This window comes from Pseudomonas putida (assembly GCF_002906855.1).
GTDB lineage: Bacteria > Pseudomonadota > Gammaproteobacteria > Pseudomonadales > Pseudomonadaceae > Aquipseudomonas > Aquipseudomonas putida_N.
In genome coordinates this window covers 1,854,326-1,870,179 of sequence record NZ_MINI01000028.1, presented here as the reverse complement: position 1 = coordinate 1,870,179, position 15,854 = coordinate 1,854,326, and the positions used below count along the sequence as shown (strand labels likewise).

The window sequence follows — 15,854 nt, the reverse complement described above, 5'->3', positions numbered from 1 at the left end:
CGCATCGCTGCCACACAAGCACCCAACTCGCAGAATTAGAAACTTCCTACAGCACATAGAGAAGCGCCTTACTTGTCGCCTTGGGTCGGTGAAAACAAGATCGAGACCTCGACCCAGAGGAGGCAGCGCATGCACCCAGATTCCCGCACCAACGCCGAACTGCGCAGCACCCTGCGCGAACTGCTGGCCCACGACATCAACAACCCGGACGACGACCCGCACCTGTCGGGCGTGCTGTTCTTCTGCGCCACCGACGAGCACACCCGGCAACTGGTCGAACGCATCGAAATGCTGGCCAGCGAAATCTTCTTCGACCCTTGCGGGCGAGCCATCCCCCACCGGATGCGCGCGATCGGCGTCAAGGGCGTGTCCATCAAGCAGAAGCGCAAGACTTCAGCGGATGAAACGGTGATACGCATTGACCTGAACGACAAGGGCTACATCACGGTGAGCACCGCCCGGCTCTGATCCGCTATTCTCAGCACTTTCATGCTTCGGACAGTGATCATGGAACTGCATATCCGCCTGGACGGCCGCAAAGGCCTGGCCGACCAGCTCTACCAGCAACTGCGCGCCGGCATCGACAGCGGCCACCTGGCCGCCGGCACGCAACTGCCGCCGACCCGGCTGCTGGCCGAGCAACTGGGCGTGTCGCGCAAGACCGTGGCCGAGGCCTACTCGCGGCTGACCTACGACAACTTGCTCAGTGGCGTGGTCGGCCGTGGCACGTTCATCACCCCGCGCCAACCGCTGCACAGCGGTGAAACACAAGCCGTGCCCCTGGCCGCTGCCGCATCACTGCAGCGCTGGCAACAACGCGCCACGGTACTTGCCAAGCGCACCCAGGAAGCCCCTTCGCGCTATGACTTCGTTGGCGGTGCCTCGAGCAAGGCGCAGTTCCCCTTCGACCAGTGGCGCAGCTGCCTGAACTACGCCCTGCGCCGCAGCCAGCGGCACCCCGAGCGGCAGTTTTCCGCCCAGGGCCTGCCCGAACTGCGCGAGGCCATCGCCCACCACATCGCCTACGCCCGCGGCGTGCATTGCAGTGCGGCGGACGTGCTGGTGTGCAACGGCGCCCAGCAGGCCCTGGACCTGATCGCCCGGGTGCTGGTCGAGCCCGGCTGCCAGGTGGCCATGGAAGACCCCGGCTACCCGCCGGCACGCCAGCTGTTCCTGGCCCTGGGGGCAAAGCTGCAGTCAGTACCGGTGGACGATGAGGGGATGTGCGTGGCGCACATCGCCGAGGGCACCCGGCTGATCTACGTGACCCCTTCGCACCAGTTTCCGCTCGGCATGCCGATGAGCGAAGCCCGCCGCCATGCCCTGCTGGCACGGGCCGCCGAGCTCGGCGCCTTGATCATCGAGGACGACTACGACTGCGAATTCCGCTACCAGGGCCCGGCCGCCGATGCCCTGCAGCGCCTCGACCAGCAAGGGCTGGTGGCGTATGTCGGGACGTTCTCCAAGACCTTGCTGCCAGAGCTGCGCCTGGGTTACGCGGTGCTGCCCCCGGCAGTGCTCAGCGCCGCCTGCGTGGCCAAGCACCTGAGCGACTGGCACAGCCCGACCTTGCTGCAATGGGCACTGGCGCGATTCATTGGCGAGGGCCACCTGAACAAGCACATCCGCCGCTGCCATGACATCTACAGCGCCCGCCGCGAGCGCATCCTGGCGCGGCTGGACGACGACCTGGCGCCCTGGTTCAGCGCCGTGCCCGCCAGTGCCGGGTTCCACCTGAGCGCCCTGGCGCGGCCGGGGGTGGATGTCGAGTTGCTGGCCAACCTCGCCCGAAAGGTGGAAGTCGGCCTGTATTCGCTGGCGCCGTTCTTCAGCGAAGCCCCCGTGCGCCAGGGATTGCTGCTGGGCTTCGGCGCCATCGAGCTGCTGGATATCGACCCGGCGCTGGATCGGGTCCGCGATACCCTGCAGCGCCTCAGTTGACCAGCGCCGCCTGGCCACCCCGCTTCGGCCGGGCAATGGCCGCTGCATAGCCGCGCGGGGCGAAACAGGCGGTCACCAACAGCATCGCCAGCACGGTAACGGTCAGCAACATCCAGGATGCCTGGAAGTCGCCGCTGACATCGCGCAACCAACCGGTGATGTACGGGATGATGCCGGTGATGATGAAGCCGATGCCCTGCACGAACGCCGCCAGGCTACCGGCTTCAGCGGGCGTCTTGAGGTGCTCCAGGGTCAAGGTCAGGCTCAGGCTGAAGCAGGCGCCCAGGCCAAAGCCGATCATCGCGACCCACAGGCCCATGGCCAGCGTCGGTGCCAGCAGCAAGCCGAGGAAACCCGCCAGCTGGATCGACAACGCCAGCCACAAGCCCGGGCGACGGTCGGCCAGGCCGCGCAGCAACAGCGGCAGGCCCAGGGCACCGCAGACCTGGAAAATGGTCATCAGGCCGACCAGGTCGCCCCCGCCCTGCGCGGTGCCACCGTGTTCCAGGTGGTAGGCCGGCAACCACGCGACCATGCTGGTATAGCCGCCATTGATCAGGCCGAAGTACAGCGCCAGCAACCAGGCCCGGCGCGTGCCGAACCAGTGGCCGCCCGTGGCACCGGCCAGCTTTGGCGCGCTGTCCCGAGGACGCAGCGCGGCCCAGGCCAGCACTGCCAGCACCGCCGGGATCGCCCACAAGCCAAGCCCGGCCTGCCAGTGGCCGAAGTGCCCGCTGATATGCGGCCCGAGCACCGCCGCCAGGCCACCGCCGCTCATCAGCGCCGCCGAGTACAGGCCCATGGTCCCGGCCAGGCGGCTGGGGAACCAGCGATTGACCAGGCCCGGCATCATGCCCTGCACCACCGCCACACCCAACCCGGCCAGCACCGCGCTGGTGATCAGCGCCCAGGCGCTGTCCAGTTGCAGCCGCCACAGGCAGGCCAGGGCAATGGCGCCGAGGCCGCCGAGCATGCCGCCGTGTTCGCTGACCCAGCGCCGCAGCCAGGGCTGCAGCAACGGCACCAGCCCCATGCACAGCACCGGCAATGCGGTCAGCAGCGCCGCCTGCTGGTAACCCAGCCCGGTGCTCGCGCGCATCGGCTCGAGCAACGGGCCAATGCTGGTCAGGATCGGTCTCAGGTTCAATGCCAGCAAGATCACCAGCAACAGGTTCAACGCCCCTCTCATCACGAATCGATACTCCCAAGCAAGACCCGGCCATTATCCTGTCCAGGCAGTCAGGGTAGAAATGAAGAGATTGGATGCAGGTCAGTGGCCACCTTAATGGCCCGATTGGCCTCCCGGCAAAGCGCAAGATTGGCTATCGGGCCAATGGGCGATGGGCGCTAAGGTAGCGCATGTCCATCACGCATTCCCTGGAGCACAGCATGTACAACCGTATCGAATGGGCCAAACACTCGCCGGAAGCCTACAAGGCCATGGTCGGCCTGGAGCAGGCCCTGGCCAAGAGTGGCCTGGAAAACTCACTGCTCGAGCTGGTGCGCCTGCGGGCTTCGCAGATCAACGGCTGCGCCTATTGCGTGAACATGCATGCCAATGATGCGCGCAAGGCCGGCGAGACCGAGGCGCGCTTGCAGACCCTGTGCGTCTGGCAGGAAACGACTTACTTCACCCCGCGTGAGCGTGCCGCACTGGCCTGGGTGGAATGCCTGACCCGGCTGCCCGAGCGAGGCGCCCCGCAACCGGAATACGAAGCGCTGCAGCAGCACTTCGAGCCGGTCGAGGTGGCCAACCTGACCTTGGCCATCGCCACCATCAATGCCTGGAACCGCTTTGGCGTAGGCTTCGCCATGGTTCCGGCCTGATCGGTGGAATGAGCCAGATCTGAGAGCTTTTGCGCTTGTGAGATCGAGCGCCGCGCGGGCGGCGCTCGATCTCACAAGCGCTGCAAGAACAAAGACGATCCCCCACTCAAACCACAACCCGCCGTCGAGTCAGGCAAGCGTACCCCATGCCCAGCACGCCGAGCAGCAACACCCCCAGCAGCCCCACCAGCTCGCGACTGTAGCGCGCCACCAGCGCCGGGAACCCGGTGAACTCGCTATACACCCGCACATCTGCCTCGCCACCGGCAAAACTGACACCGATGCCGCCCTGGCGAATCAGTGAATAGTCCGCATCGAAGTAGACCCAGACCCTGCACTCCCCACCCTGCTGGATGCCCGGTATCTCCACCTGCGCCGTCGGCGCTTCGTAAAGCGTGTCGTTGCCCGCCGCATCGCGCACCTGCACCAGGCCTTTGGCTGGCAGGCGGATCTTCACCGCGCGCACGTCACTGTCGCCAAGGTTGTGCAGGTCGATGAGCAAGCCGGTGCGGTGATCGACCAGCCCGGCTTCGAACGGCTTGGCGAACAATTGCACATAAGGTGCCTGGACCAGCTCGATCAGCTTGTCGACCTGATACGGGTTCAATGCACCGTCGCCGATGCGGCTGATGCGCGGCTGCAACTGCTCGTACTTGAGCTGCTCGTTGGCCTTGCTGATGCGCTCGCTGAACTGGCTGGGATAGGTGAGGTAGGCGTAGGTCAGGGTCGCCTCGAGCCGTGGATGGTCCTTGAGCAGCCCATACGCCACCAGCAAGACCAGCAGGCCAAGCAGCATGGTGACCAGGCGTTTGCCGACTTTGTCCCAACTCAACGGTGCGCTTCCTTCTGTTACGGCACGGAGGATCGATGCGGCGCAAAGGGTGCCAAGTTAAGCTCCGTCAGGCAAGCGCTCAACGGCTCAACAATACCGGTAACGACGCCATCAGCATGGCCACCCCGGAGGCCGTCAGCAGCCCCAGCACCACCCGGCGAAACGCCAGTTCGCTGATCCCCAGGTACAGCCGCGTACCCAGCAGCGCTGGCAGCGCCATGGCCAGCAGCACCACGCCGAACGCGGGCAGCATTTCGCGGGTCACCACCCCGGTGCCAAGGTAGGTGAGCAGGGTCACCAGCAGCATCGACAGGTTGAAGTTCTGGATCACCGCGCGCTGGGTATCGCGCTCGAAGCCGCGCAAGGTACACCACAGTGTAGGCACTGTGCCGGTAAAGCCACCGATTCCGCCCAACGCCCCACCCACCAGGCCCACCGCGCCATCGGCCAGGCGGTTGCCCGGCAGCCGTGGCAAGCGTGGCGCCAGCAGCATCAACGGGCACCACAGCACCAGCAGCGTGCCGAACACGGCCTTGAACCAGAGCATGTCCAGGTACGGCAGCACCCACACCCCAAGCGGGATGCCGGCCAAGCCGCCGAGCACGAAAGGCCACAGCAGCGCCCAGCTGAAGCCGCGCCGCACACTGAACACTGCAATGAGCTGGCCGGCGAAGCTGCCGAACACGGTCAGCGACGCCGCCAGCCGCGGTTCCAGGCCCCAGGCCCAGAACGACATGGCGACCATACCGAAGGCAAAGCCGGAAAGGCCCTGGACGAAACCGGCGACGATGGCACCGAGGGCGATGAGGTAGAAGGCATCCATGGGGCTATTCGAGCCTGGCGAGATCGGCGTTCCACCTTGCCAGAGCCGGTGGCGAATGTCTGCTTCAAATCTGGCTTGACCCGAAAGACGCCGTCGTCGACGATCAGTGTTCACCCCATCAAGGACGACCGCATGTTACGGATACTCGGCAGGGCCTCTTCGATCAACGTGCGCAAGGTGCTGTGGGCCTGCGCCGAATTCAACACTCCGTTCGAGCGTGAAGACTGGGGCAACGGCTTCCAACCCACCGACGCCCCGCAATTCCTCGCACTGAACCCCAACGCCATGGTCCCGGTGATCCAGGACGGCGACTTCACCCTGTGGGAATCCAACAGCATCATCCGTTACCTGGCCAACCGCTACGGCGACCCGGCCCTGTACCCCGCCGAACCGCAGGCACGGGCCCGTGTCGATCAGTGGATCGACTGGCAAGCCTCGGACCTGAACCGGGCGTGGAGCTACCCGTTCATGTCGCTGGTGCGCCAGTCGCCTGCGCACCAGGATGCCAAGGCCCTGGCCGCCGGCTGTGCCGAATGGGCCCGTTACATGGGTATCCTCGAACAGCAGTTGGCCATCACCGGCGCCTACGTTGCCGGCGAACACTTCACCCTGGCCGACATCCCCATCGGCCTGTCGGTGCAGCGCTGGTTCGCCACACCGCTGAATCACCCTGGCCTGCCTGCCGTGAGCGCGTACTACGAGCGCCTAAGCCAACGCCCGGGCTACCTTGCCCACGGGCGTAACGGCCTGCCTTGAACATGCCTGCGCTGCGAGAACTGGTATTTTTGCCAGGTGCGTGAGCCAGCGCACAGCAATAGACTCATGACCTTGTAGCAGGCACAGCCCCAGCGGAGACTGCCGATGCATAAGGCCGCACTCGCAGTCCTTCATGCGAACACGCCCAGTGTGGCTGTCCGGGGCAGCGCCGACAGCCCGCTGCTGGCCCTGCGCCTGTTGCGCCACCCCGATGTTCCCCAGGCTCGGTTGTTGCGCACACGCTCCGAGGCAGACCTGCTGTCACGCAAAACCTGGGTCTTCGGTGCCCGCCCACTCAGAGCGACCCCGACAGCACCGCTGCTGCCCGACGCCACCACGGTCAGCAGCCTCGACGGCCAGGCGCTCGAACGACATACGGCTGACGGCGATACCACCCTGGCACTGAACGACAGCGCCGGGCGCTTGCTATGGGCGCAGAATGCCCAAGGCACTCGCAACTGGTCACTGTATGAAGCCGCCGCTGAAGGTGGGCGCCTGCTCGCAACGTTCGAACAACCGGCGGGTGGCATGCCGCGCCAGCGCGAACGCATGCTGCATGCAAAAACGACTTCGGCCGAGCGCGACCGCAACCTGGTGGGTAGCATCATCAAACAGTTCGACAATGCCGGGTACCTTCACACCCGCTCGCAATCGTTGACCGATCAGGTAATCGAAACCCGGCGGTACCTGTTACAGCCCGAGGCACAACTGCCGGACTGGGCAGGCGACAGCGAAAGCGAACTGGAACCTTCAGCGCTGCGCATGACCGCTTGCCACGATGCCACCGGTGCAGTGCTGGCTACCACCAATCCTGCGGACGTGACTGTGCTGACAGCCTATGACATCAGCGGTGCGATAAGCGAAACCCGGCTGCACCAAGGCAATGCTCAGGCCGTGGCATTCAACGCCGTGCAGCGCCGGGCCGACGGTGCGCCACTGTTGCAGGCCGCAGCCAACGGAGTGATCGATACCTTTACCTACTCACCCACCACGCAGCGCCTGGTCCGTCACAAGACTTCACGCCCAGCCGGGCACCCACTGGGCGCACTGATGATCTGCGACCTGCATTACCACTACGACCCGGTCGGCAACCTGCAGGCCCTCGATGATCGAAGCGTCGACCCGCAATGGCACCACAACCAGCAGGTCAGCGGCGTGCGGGAATATGCCTATGACACCTTGTACCGCCTGGTGCATGCCACTGGCCGCGAGCGCGCTGTGACCGGCGGTTTTCGGACGGCGGCCTTCAGTGCTGCGGGCCGCCGGGGTGGCGGGGTATGGAGCCGATACCGCGAGCAGTACAGCTACGACGATGGCGACAACCTAACCACCCTTAGCCACAACGGGGGCGCCGGTGTGCGAAGCCGCAAGCTTGTCGTTACCAGCCAGAGCAACCGGGCATTGCCGGACGGCCTTGGCTTACTTCCGGAAAGCGGCTTCCTCGCCGGTGGCCTGCAGAAACTGCTGGCCGCTGGCAGGCCATTGGCGTGGCAGGCAGACAATCAACTGCGTGAGGTATGCCTGGTTGGCCGCTCAGATGGCGAGGCTGACGACAGGGAGCATTACCACTACGCCGACGGCAGCACGCGTACGCGCAAGATCACCTCGCTAAACACAGCAGGCGCCTGGCAGAAGATCATCACGACCTATCTGCAAGGCTTGGAACTTCGCCAACGGCTACTCGCCGGCCAGCCACTGCCGCACAAGGACGTTGTGATCACTGAAATCGCTGGCCTGCGTTGGGTACATGATCGGCTGGGCGATGAAATCCATTTGCGTTATTCGTTCAGCGACCACCTGGGCAGCGTTGGTGGGGAAACCGATCGTTCCGGGAAATTGGTCACGCGCGAAGAATATGCGCCTTTCGGGGAGACCACGGGTCTGGATGAGACCGCTTCTGAGGCAGATGCCCTGATTCATAGAACGTGGCGCTATTCAGGCAAGGAGCGTGATGCGACCGGGCTCTACTACTACGGCTGGCGTTACTATCAACCTGGGCTGGCCCGATGGCTGAGTGCAGATCCGGGCGGGACGGTTGACGGACTCAACCTGTATCGGATGGTAAGAAACAATCCTGTCCGCAATCGCGATGATAGGGGGCTGGTGGGTGAGGACGCATCCGCTGAACCCGACTTCTGGGCCTTTCTTGATCCAAACGAGCATTGGATCCGGTACGCGTTCGCCATAAATCTGATCTATGGCTCACATGCTTTGATCAACACGGCCCTCCCTATACTCGACTCGCTCATACACGCGGGCCGGGCAGCTGACCGTTGGCGTGATGTACCCAGGCGCGTCGTTGCCGACTTACGGCGCCAGGCCAGAACACGTCTGGGTGCAGTAGGTATGATTTCCATCGCGGCCAGGATCACTGCCTTGACCCTGACAACCATCAGTGCGCTCCGCAGGTACCACTCTGAGGACCCAGTCGCGGGGCAGCGGCTTATAACGGCTGCCTCACTCATGCAGTTCGGTACGACCTACTTCCCCGCGTTCAGTGAAAGCTATGGATTTTACATTCACCCCGAATCCCGCCGAACCCGCCGACCGAGCGAATATACGCCCGACCTGAGTGTTGCAGATCCTGAGGTTCTCGAGATGTTCGAAAGGCCGCCCTCCACTGTTAGCTCAGCATCTGCATCCACCGATCTTCAGCTTTTCGAAAGGCAGCATTCCACTGTTGACTCAGCATCTGGAGCCATCGAACTTCAGCAGGTTTCAGTCTCTAGGTCACATTCACCCAGCTCGCCCGATATTTCCCAGCCCGCCCCGCACATTGACTCCGCTCATTCTTCATTAAGCGGGACCGCCATCAGAGGGCATTCTGTAGGTCAGGTTCGTTCAAGGAGCCTTTCTGAAGAACGTGGCCCCCGTCAAAAGCGATATTCCTCTCAGTAGCAGGAAACCATGGAAACTCAGTTATGCCGCCGCCTGCTGCACCGGCACCACTGGCCGCGTCCGCCAGGCGATGGTCAGCACCAGCCCCAGTAGCGCCATCCCTGCCCCGGCATACGAAACCGCCGGATACCCCAGCCCTGCATTGATCACTGCGCCACCCAGCGCCGCGCCAATCGCGTTGCCCAGGTTGAAAGCGCCGATGTTCACCGCCGACGCCAGGTTCGGCGCGTCCTTGGCAGCTTCCATCACGCGCATCTGCAGCGGTGGTACCAGGGCGAAGCTGGCGATTCCCCACACCAGGATCGCCACCGCGGTCGGCAGCGACCAGCCCAAGGTGGCCGGAAACACCAGCAGCACGGCGATCAGCAATGCCAGCGACACCATCAAGGTTCGCTCGATCGAGCGGTCCGCCGCCTTGCCGCCCCACATGTTGCCCAGGGTCAAACCGATGCCGAACAGCACCAGCATGGCCGTGATGAAGGTCGTCGACGCCTGTGCCTGGGCATGCAGGATCGGCGCGATGTAGGTGAACACGGTGAACATCGCACTGGAGCCAACCACGGTCAGCGCCAGCGCCGACAGTACCGGCCCCCGGCCAAGCACACGGATTTCGGCCATTGCACCGCCACTTTTCGGCAGCGGCAGGTTGGGCAGTGCGAACCACAGCGAGACCATCGCGACCAGGCCCAGGCCGGCAATACCCCAGAACGCCGTGCGCCAGCCCAGCAGCTCTCCGAACCAGGTAGCCAGTGGTACGCCGCCGATGGTAGCCAGGGTCAGCCCCATGAACATTGCCGCCACCGCGCCTGCCCGCTTCTCGGGCGGAACCACGCTGGCCGCGACCACCGAGCCGACGCCAAAGAACGCACCATGGTTAAGCGAGGTGACGACGCGTGCGACCATCAGGCTTTGATAATCGGTGGCCATCGCCGACATCACGTTGCCCAGGGTGAAGATCGCCATCAGGCCGATCAGCAGGTAGCGCCGCGGGATCTTGCCGGTGGCCAGGGTCATCAGTGGCGCGCCGAGCAGTACGCCGACCGCGTAGGCGCTGACCAACAGCCCGGCGGCAGGGATGGACACGCCGAGGTCGGCGGCGATGCTGGGCAGCATGCCCATGGGGGCGAACTCGGTGACACCGATGCCGAAGGCACCGATGGCGAGTGCCACGAGAGGGGGATTGATACGCATACAAGGCTCCTTATCTATGACGGGAATGCTACGATCCCGCTTTTGAATGCACTAGACCGGTTTTCCGGCAATCACCTTTGCGCTGGAGGCACAGATGGACTACCACGGGCGTTCCGGGGAGATGGAGGTGTTCGCCAGGGTAGTGGATGAAGGCAGCTTGTCCGCCGCCGCGCGCATGCTGGGCCTGACGCCCTCGGCGGTGAGCCGCATCATTGCCCGCGCCGAGCAGCGCCTGGGCACGCGCCTGCTGCTGCGCACCACCCGGGCGATCACTCTCACCACCGAGGGTGAGGCGTACCTGCGCGGGGCGCGGCGCATCCTCGCGGACCTGCTCGAAGTCGAAGAGGCGATCACTGACCAAGGCGTGCCGCGCGGGCGGTTGCGGGTCAGCGCGGCGCTGGGGCATGGGCGACTGACGGTGGTGCCGTTGCTGACCGCGTTCAGCGCGCGTTACCCGCAGGTGGTGGTGGACCTGACGCTGAGTGACGAAATCGCCGATATCCATGGCGGCCAAGCCGATGTGGCGCTGCGCTTTGGCCCACTGCCGGACAGCTCGCTGAGCGCACGGTGCATCGGCCATACCGGCCAGGTGGTGGTGGCTTCGCCCGAGTACCTGGCACGCTGTGGTACGCCGCAGGTGCCGGAAGACCTGGCGCAGCACAACTGCCTGCGCTTCAACTTCCGGCGGGCAGCACCTGACTGGCCGTTTCGTCGGGCGGGTGAGGAATTTTCACTCAAGATAACGGGAAACATCGAATGCAGCAGTGGCGAGGCGCTGGCGCAATTGGCCAGGCTAGGGGCGGGGATTGCGCGGATCGGGACGTTCACCGTAGTCGATGAGCTGAAAAACGGTAAACTGCTGGCGCTGCTGGAGGACTTTAACCCGGGCGACCGCGAGCCGTTACATGCGGTGTTCGTGGGCGGGCCGGCGATGCCGGCACGGGTGCGGGTGTTTGTGGATTTTCTGGTGGAGCATCATCAGAGCTGGCCGTTGCTGCCGGCCTGATTATCCGATCAGTCGAAATCGACGAAACCGAGCTTCTGAACCACCAAGGGGAACCACCATGCGCATTGCCATTCCCGACGACTATCAGAACGTGATCCGCTCACTCGACTGCTTCAAACGCCTGGCCGGGCATGAAGTGACAGTGTTTCACGAGAAAGAGCCGGCCTCGCTGGACGAACTGGCCACCCGCTTCGCCGACGCCGACGCCCTGGTCCTCACCCGCGAACGCACGCGCATCGATGCCGCGCTGCTCGACCGGCTGCCGAACCTCAAGCTGATCAGCCAGACCGGCAAGGTCGCTGGCCACCTCGACCTTGAGGCCTGCACCACCCGCGGCATCGTCGTGAGCGAAGGCCGTGGCTCGCCAGTGGCTCCGGCGGAGCTTGCCTGGACGCTGATCCTCAACGCCCGGCGCCAGCTGGTACCGGCGATCGAAGCGTTCAAGCTGGGCCAGTGGCAGGTCAACCTGGGCCAGGCGGTAGCCGGCCAGGTGCTCGGGATCTGGGGCTACGGCAAGATCGGCCAGCGCCTGGCGCGCTATGCCCAGGCGTTCGACATGCCCGTGCTGGTGTGGGGCAGCGAAGGCAGCCGGGCGGCGGCCGAGGCGGATGGGCATCGGGCGGCGACATCACGCGAGGCATTCTTTGCCGAGGCGGATATCGTCAGCCTGAACCTGCGGCTGTCAGAGACAACGCGCCATAGGGTGACCTTCAACGACCTGTCGCGGATGAAGCCCGATAGCCTGCTGGTGAATGTCAGCCGAGCCGAGCTGATTGCACCCGGGGCCCTGCTGCAGGCGCTCGACGCCGGCAGACCGGGCTTCGCCGCCGTGGACGTATTCGAACAGGAGCCGGTACTCGAGCCGAACCACCCCCTGCTCTCACACCCGCGGGTGCTGAGCACGCCGCACTTGGGCTATGTGGAAAAGAACGGCTACGAGCTGTACTTCGGCGATGCCTTCGACAACGTGGTGGCGTTTGCCCAAGGCATCGCGAAGAACGTTGTCAACCCTCAGGCGCTGACAGTGCGGCGCTGATCTGGAGGATTGAGCGTTATTGCTTACGCCTTGTCAGGCAAAGCCATATGCAACAAAGGGAAAGGCCGGCCTTCGCCGTCCAGCGGCGAACGCCCGGTCTGCACGAAGCCGTAGTGGAGGTAAAAACCCACTGCCTGCGGATTCTGCTCGTTCACATCGACACTGAGGGTATCGCGTGAGCGGCGGCAGAAATCCAACAGTTCACGGCCAATACCCTGGCCACGCAGGTCAGGATCGATAAACAGCATTTCCACGTGGTTCTCGTTGAGCCCGATAAAGCCCAGCGGCTTGTCTTCAGTGTCAACAGCCACCCATAGCTCGACGGCATGCAGGTAGACATCGCGCAGTTGGGGCAGCAGCGCGTCGATGTCGGACGCCTGCAGAAATTGATGCGTTGCGCGCACGGCGCGCAGCCAGATGTCGAGCAGCCGAGGGTGATCGGCAGCGAGCGCTTGGCGAATGATCATGGAATCATCCTGATAATTTTTGATGACGGATTTTCGGTGCGCCTTGGCAAGGCGACCGTACTCATGTCGGCATCATGTATGCCCGCTTCGCGAATCAACGCCTGGGCGGTGCACGGCAGAACAGCCGGAAAGGAAGGAGGCGCCAATGCTACCCCTCCTTCCCGGCGAAATAAAGGCGCTTACGGCGCCGCTACCTGCTCCTGGGGCGCAGCGCCGAACGACACGTAGTATGCCAGGCCGACGAAGATCGCCCCGCCTACTGCATTGCCGAGGAACACCGCCACCAGGTTCTCGACCAGCGCACCCCAGCTCAGGTAACCGGCAAAGATCGCGGCCGGGATCAGGAACATGTTGGCCACCACGTGCTGGAAGCCGATGGCGACGAAGGCCATGATCGGGAACCAGATGCCGAGGATCTTGCCGCTCATCTCACGGCTGGCAAAGGCCAGCCACACCGCCAGGCACACCAGCCAGTTGCAGCCGATACCGGAGACGAAGGCATGCACGAAGTCGGCGCTGGCCTTGCTGGTTGCGGCGGCCACGGTCTTGTCCAGGTAGGCGCCCTCGGTCAGGCCGAGCAGGTGGCCGAAGAAGTACGCCACAAACAGCGCACCCAGCAGGTTGGCCAACGTCACCAGCAGCCAGTTGCGCGCCACTGCGGCCAGGCGAATGCGCCCGGCGAACATGGCCAGCGGCAGGCTCATCATGTTGCCAGTGAGCAGCTCGCCCCCGGCCAGGATTACCAGGATCAGGCCAATCGGAAACACTGCGGCGCCCAGCAGGTTGCCCAGCGAAGCCCATTGCCCGGGGATCATCGCGCTGACATGGATGGCAAGGATGAAGCCCATCGAGATGAAGCCGCCGGCGAGGAAGCCGAGGATGAGCAACGCGCGGGTAGGCAATTGGGCTTTCTTGGCACCGGCTTCGATGACGAGCTCGGTGATCCGGGAGGGGGCATTGACAGACATTTCAGAAACTCGAACGCAGGGACGACAGCCATGCCCAGGGGCATGCCGGAAGTCAGGAATTTACGGGTTGCGGGAGAATGCGGAGGTGGTTCAGGGGGAAGGCAAAACGGGTGGTCTCTGGGGCTACAACGAACAGCCGCGCACGTTACTGAGGCAGAATGTCGCAGTCAAATTGATAGAGTGGATGGGTTGATAGATGGGGTCGATGATGAAGATCTTGAGCACCAAGCCAATGATTGCATATTGATGCTAATCGCTTTCCGTTTCGATTTCGCCAACAGCTTTTGAGGCCGGCAGAATTGACGGTCAAGGTGATGTAGCCCGCTCGTAGGCGGCCAGCAGATCATCCAGCTGCGGGAAGATCGCCTGCTCACCCAGCAGTTGCTTGATGTAGTAACGGGAGTGGTCTGCAACATCCGACATGACATTGACCAGCACCAGGCGCACCCCTTGGGCCTTCAACGTGGCTGCCAGGCTGCGGATGGTTTCCGCAGCTGAATAATCGACATCATCGATCGCCGAACAGTCGATACAGAACCAGCGCAAACCGGGCGTTGCCTGCTGTACCAATAGCGTGACTTCTTCACTCAACTGGCGGGTATTGGCGTAGTAGATGCTGTGGGTGAAGCGATAGATGAGCAACCCCGGCCTGGCCTGGGCGCCACTGGACAGCACGACCGGCTGCAGCTTCCCGGACTCGGCAGTGGCCAGCAGCACGTTCTTCGGGTGATAGCCCCGGCGCAGGTGGTCAATGATGGACAGCAGCATGGCCAGGATGATGCCCTCCTTCACCCCCGCCAGCACCACGGTAACGAGGGTTATCAGGGCGACCCAGAACTCATTGCGGCGCTCCCTGTAGATGTTCTTCAGGTGCTTGAAGTCGGTCAGTTCGATGCCGATCATGAACACCACCGCAGCCAGCACGGGCTCCGGCAGATAGGCAAGCGGTGCGGTGAGGAACAGCAGCACCAACAGCACGACCAGTGCAGTCACCAGCAACGACAGTTGGCTGCGCCCACCGGCGCTATCGACCATCTGCGTCTTGGTGGGGCTGCCGTTGACCACGAAGGTGCCCGACAGCGCGGCACCGACATTGGCAATCGACAAGCCGACCAGGTCGGTGTTTTCACTGAACGTCTCGTTGTAGCGGCAGGCGTAGGCCCGCGAGGTCGCCGCGCTCTGGGCCAGTATCACCACGAACATGGCAAACGCCGTCGGCAGCAATTGGCCGAGCAGGTCCAGGCTCCACTGCAACTTGGGCAAGCCGATGTGCGGAAGCCCGCTGGGCACGGGGCCAAGCACCTGCATGTAAGCGCCGAAGTCGAACATCCAGCTGAGCGCAATGGCACCCACCACGGCGATCAACGCCCCGGGTATCTTGCGCGAGCGTTTGCGGCTTCCGAGGATCACGATCAACACCAGCGCTGCCACGGCGACGGCATGCCAATTGAGCTGGTCCAGCCGCTGCAGCGTCGACCAGAGTTTGCCAGGCACGCCATGACCTGCTGCTGGCAGGCCCAGCATGCCATCCAGCTGGCCGAGGGCGACCTGGAGCCCGACGCCGGTGAGAAATCCGACGAGCACGGTGCGTGACAGAAAGTCTGCCATGAAGCCCAGGCGCACCAGCCGGGCCAGCAGCAACAGGCCGGCAGCCATCAGGGCAAGCAGTTGGGCAAGCGCCAGGTATTCATCCGACCCGGTTGCAGCGACCCCGACCAATGCTGCCGACAGAATGGCAGCGGTCGCCGAGTCGGCGCCCACCACCAGGTGGCGCGATGAACCAAAGAGGGCGAACAGCACCATAGGCACCAACATGGTGTAGAGCCCGGTGACGACGGGGGTGCCGGAAATCTTGGTGTACCCCATCACCTCTGGAATGGCGAGTGCGGCCAGGGTGAGGCCTGCGACCACCTCCGCGGGAATCTGCTTCGCGTTCAACGGCAGCAGGCCCTGCAGAATGGGGAGGCGAAAGCGTTTGAACTTGTTGGTATTGGCCATCTTACGTTCCCGTTGCGGATATACCCTTCATGCGCCCTCGATCAATGCTTTCATCGCCAACAGCGGCGCCGGTTGGCATCCAGCATGGCGCCTGGCGGTCTCCTGAGGTTT

General features: G+C 63.9%; 14 protein-coding genes. 7 read left to right on the top strand and 7 right to left on the bottom strand.

The window, feature by feature from the left end:
* Window positions 1-129 precede the first annotated feature (129 nt).
* Both BGP85_RS09110 and pdxR read left to right on the top strand, forming a co-directional pair.
* Window positions 130-468 (top strand): hypothetical protein, encoded by a 339-nt coding sequence (locus tag BGP85_RS09110; protein ID WP_103446855.1) that lies wholly within the window; start codon window positions 130-132, stop codon window positions 466-468.
* Between the two features lie 39 nt (window positions 469-507).
* Window positions 508-1,941, top strand: a complete 1,434-nt coding sequence (gene pdxR, locus BGP85_RS09105) for a MocR-like pyridoxine biosynthesis transcription factor PdxR (protein ID WP_103446854.1) — start codon at window positions 508-510, stop codon at window positions 1,939-1,941.
* On the opposite strand, the gene BGP85_RS09100 is transcribed toward pdxR, so the two are convergent.
* Window positions 1,934-3,130: a cyanate transporter gene (locus BGP85_RS09100; RefSeq protein WP_103446853.1), complete on the bottom strand. Its 1,197-nt coding sequence runs from the start codon at window positions 3,128-3,130 to the stop codon at window positions 1,934-1,936. The two genes, pdxR and BGP85_RS09100, sit on opposite strands and share 8 nt — an antisense overlap.
* A gap of 200 nt (window positions 3,131-3,330) precedes the next feature.
* Here BGP85_RS09100 and BGP85_RS09095 point away from each other — a divergent pair, with 200 nt between their 5' ends.
* On the top strand, window positions 3,331-3,768 hold the full coding sequence (locus BGP85_RS09095; protein ID WP_103446852.1) for a carboxymuconolactone decarboxylase family protein: 438 nt from the start codon (window positions 3,331-3,333) through the stop codon (window positions 3,766-3,768).
* Between the two features lie 106 nt (window positions 3,769-3,874).
* On the opposite strand, the gene BGP85_RS09090 is transcribed toward BGP85_RS09095, so the two are convergent.
* Together BGP85_RS09090 and BGP85_RS09085 are read right to left on the bottom strand one after the other, a co-directional pair.
* A complete protein-coding gene (locus BGP85_RS09090) occupies window positions 3,875-4,600 on the bottom strand; it encodes a hypothetical protein (protein ID WP_103446851.1) in 726 nt (241 codons plus the stop codon).
* Between the two features lie 79 nt (window positions 4,601-4,679).
* Complete coding sequence (locus BGP85_RS09085; protein ID WP_103446850.1) at window positions 4,680-5,423, bottom strand: sulfite exporter TauE/SafE family protein; 744 nt, start codon at window positions 5,421-5,423, stop codon at window positions 4,680-4,682.
* A gap of 132 nt (window positions 5,424-5,555) precedes the next feature.
* On the opposite strand from BGP85_RS09085, the gene BGP85_RS09080 reads away from it, so the two are divergent.
* Both BGP85_RS09080 and BGP85_RS09075 read left to right on the top strand, forming a co-directional pair.
* Window positions 5,556-6,179: a glutathione S-transferase family protein gene (locus BGP85_RS09080; RefSeq protein ID WP_103446849.1), complete on the top strand. Its 624-nt coding sequence runs from the start codon at window positions 5,556-5,558 to the stop codon at window positions 6,177-6,179.
* Window positions 6,180-6,284: 105 nt separating this feature from the next.
* Window positions 6,285-9,077, top strand: a complete 2,793-nt coding sequence (locus BGP85_RS09075) for an RHS repeat-associated core domain-containing protein (RefSeq protein WP_103446848.1) — start codon at window positions 6,285-6,287, stop codon at window positions 9,075-9,077.
* Between the two features lie 21 nt (window positions 9,078-9,098).
* Here the strand turns inward: BGP85_RS09075 and BGP85_RS09070 are convergent, their stop codons facing one another.
* Entirely contained in the window at window positions 9,099-10,268 is a 1,170-nt protein-coding gene (locus BGP85_RS09070) for an MFS transporter (RefSeq protein ID WP_103446847.1), read from the bottom strand.
* A 94-nt stretch (window positions 10,269-10,362) separates the two neighbouring features.
* Between BGP85_RS09070 and BGP85_RS09065 the strand changes: the two genes are divergently transcribed.
* Both BGP85_RS09065 and BGP85_RS09060 read left to right on the top strand, forming a co-directional pair.
* A complete protein-coding gene (locus tag BGP85_RS09065) occupies window positions 10,363-11,274 on the top strand; it encodes a LysR family transcriptional regulator (protein ID WP_103446846.1) in 912 nt (303 codons plus the stop codon).
* A gap of 58 nt (window positions 11,275-11,332) precedes the next feature.
* Window positions 11,333-12,310: a D-2-hydroxyacid dehydrogenase family protein gene (locus tag BGP85_RS09060; protein ID WP_103446845.1), complete on the top strand. Its 978-nt coding sequence runs from the start codon at window positions 11,333-11,335 to the stop codon at window positions 12,308-12,310.
* A 23-nt stretch (window positions 12,311-12,333) separates the two neighbouring features.
* On the opposite strand, the gene BGP85_RS09055 is transcribed toward BGP85_RS09060, so the two are convergent.
* From BGP85_RS09055 to BGP85_RS09045, 3 genes are all read right to left on the bottom strand, one after another.
* Window positions 12,334-12,777 (bottom strand): acetyltransferase, encoded by a 444-nt coding sequence (locus BGP85_RS09055; protein ID WP_103446844.1) that lies wholly within the window; start codon window positions 12,775-12,777, stop codon window positions 12,334-12,336.
* A 179-nt stretch (window positions 12,778-12,956) separates the two neighbouring features.
* Window positions 12,957-13,745: a formate/nitrite transporter family protein gene (locus tag BGP85_RS09050; RefSeq protein ID WP_103446843.1), complete on the bottom strand. Its 789-nt coding sequence runs from the start codon at window positions 13,743-13,745 to the stop codon at window positions 12,957-12,959.
* Between the two features lie 306 nt (window positions 13,746-14,051).
* The gene (locus BGP85_RS09045) at window positions 14,052-15,743 is read right to left on the bottom strand and encodes a SulP family inorganic anion transporter (protein ID WP_103446842.1); all 1,692 of its coding nucleotides are present in this window, start codon (window positions 15,741-15,743) and stop codon (window positions 14,052-14,054) included.
* Between the last annotated feature and the right edge of the window lie 111 nt (window positions 15,744-15,854).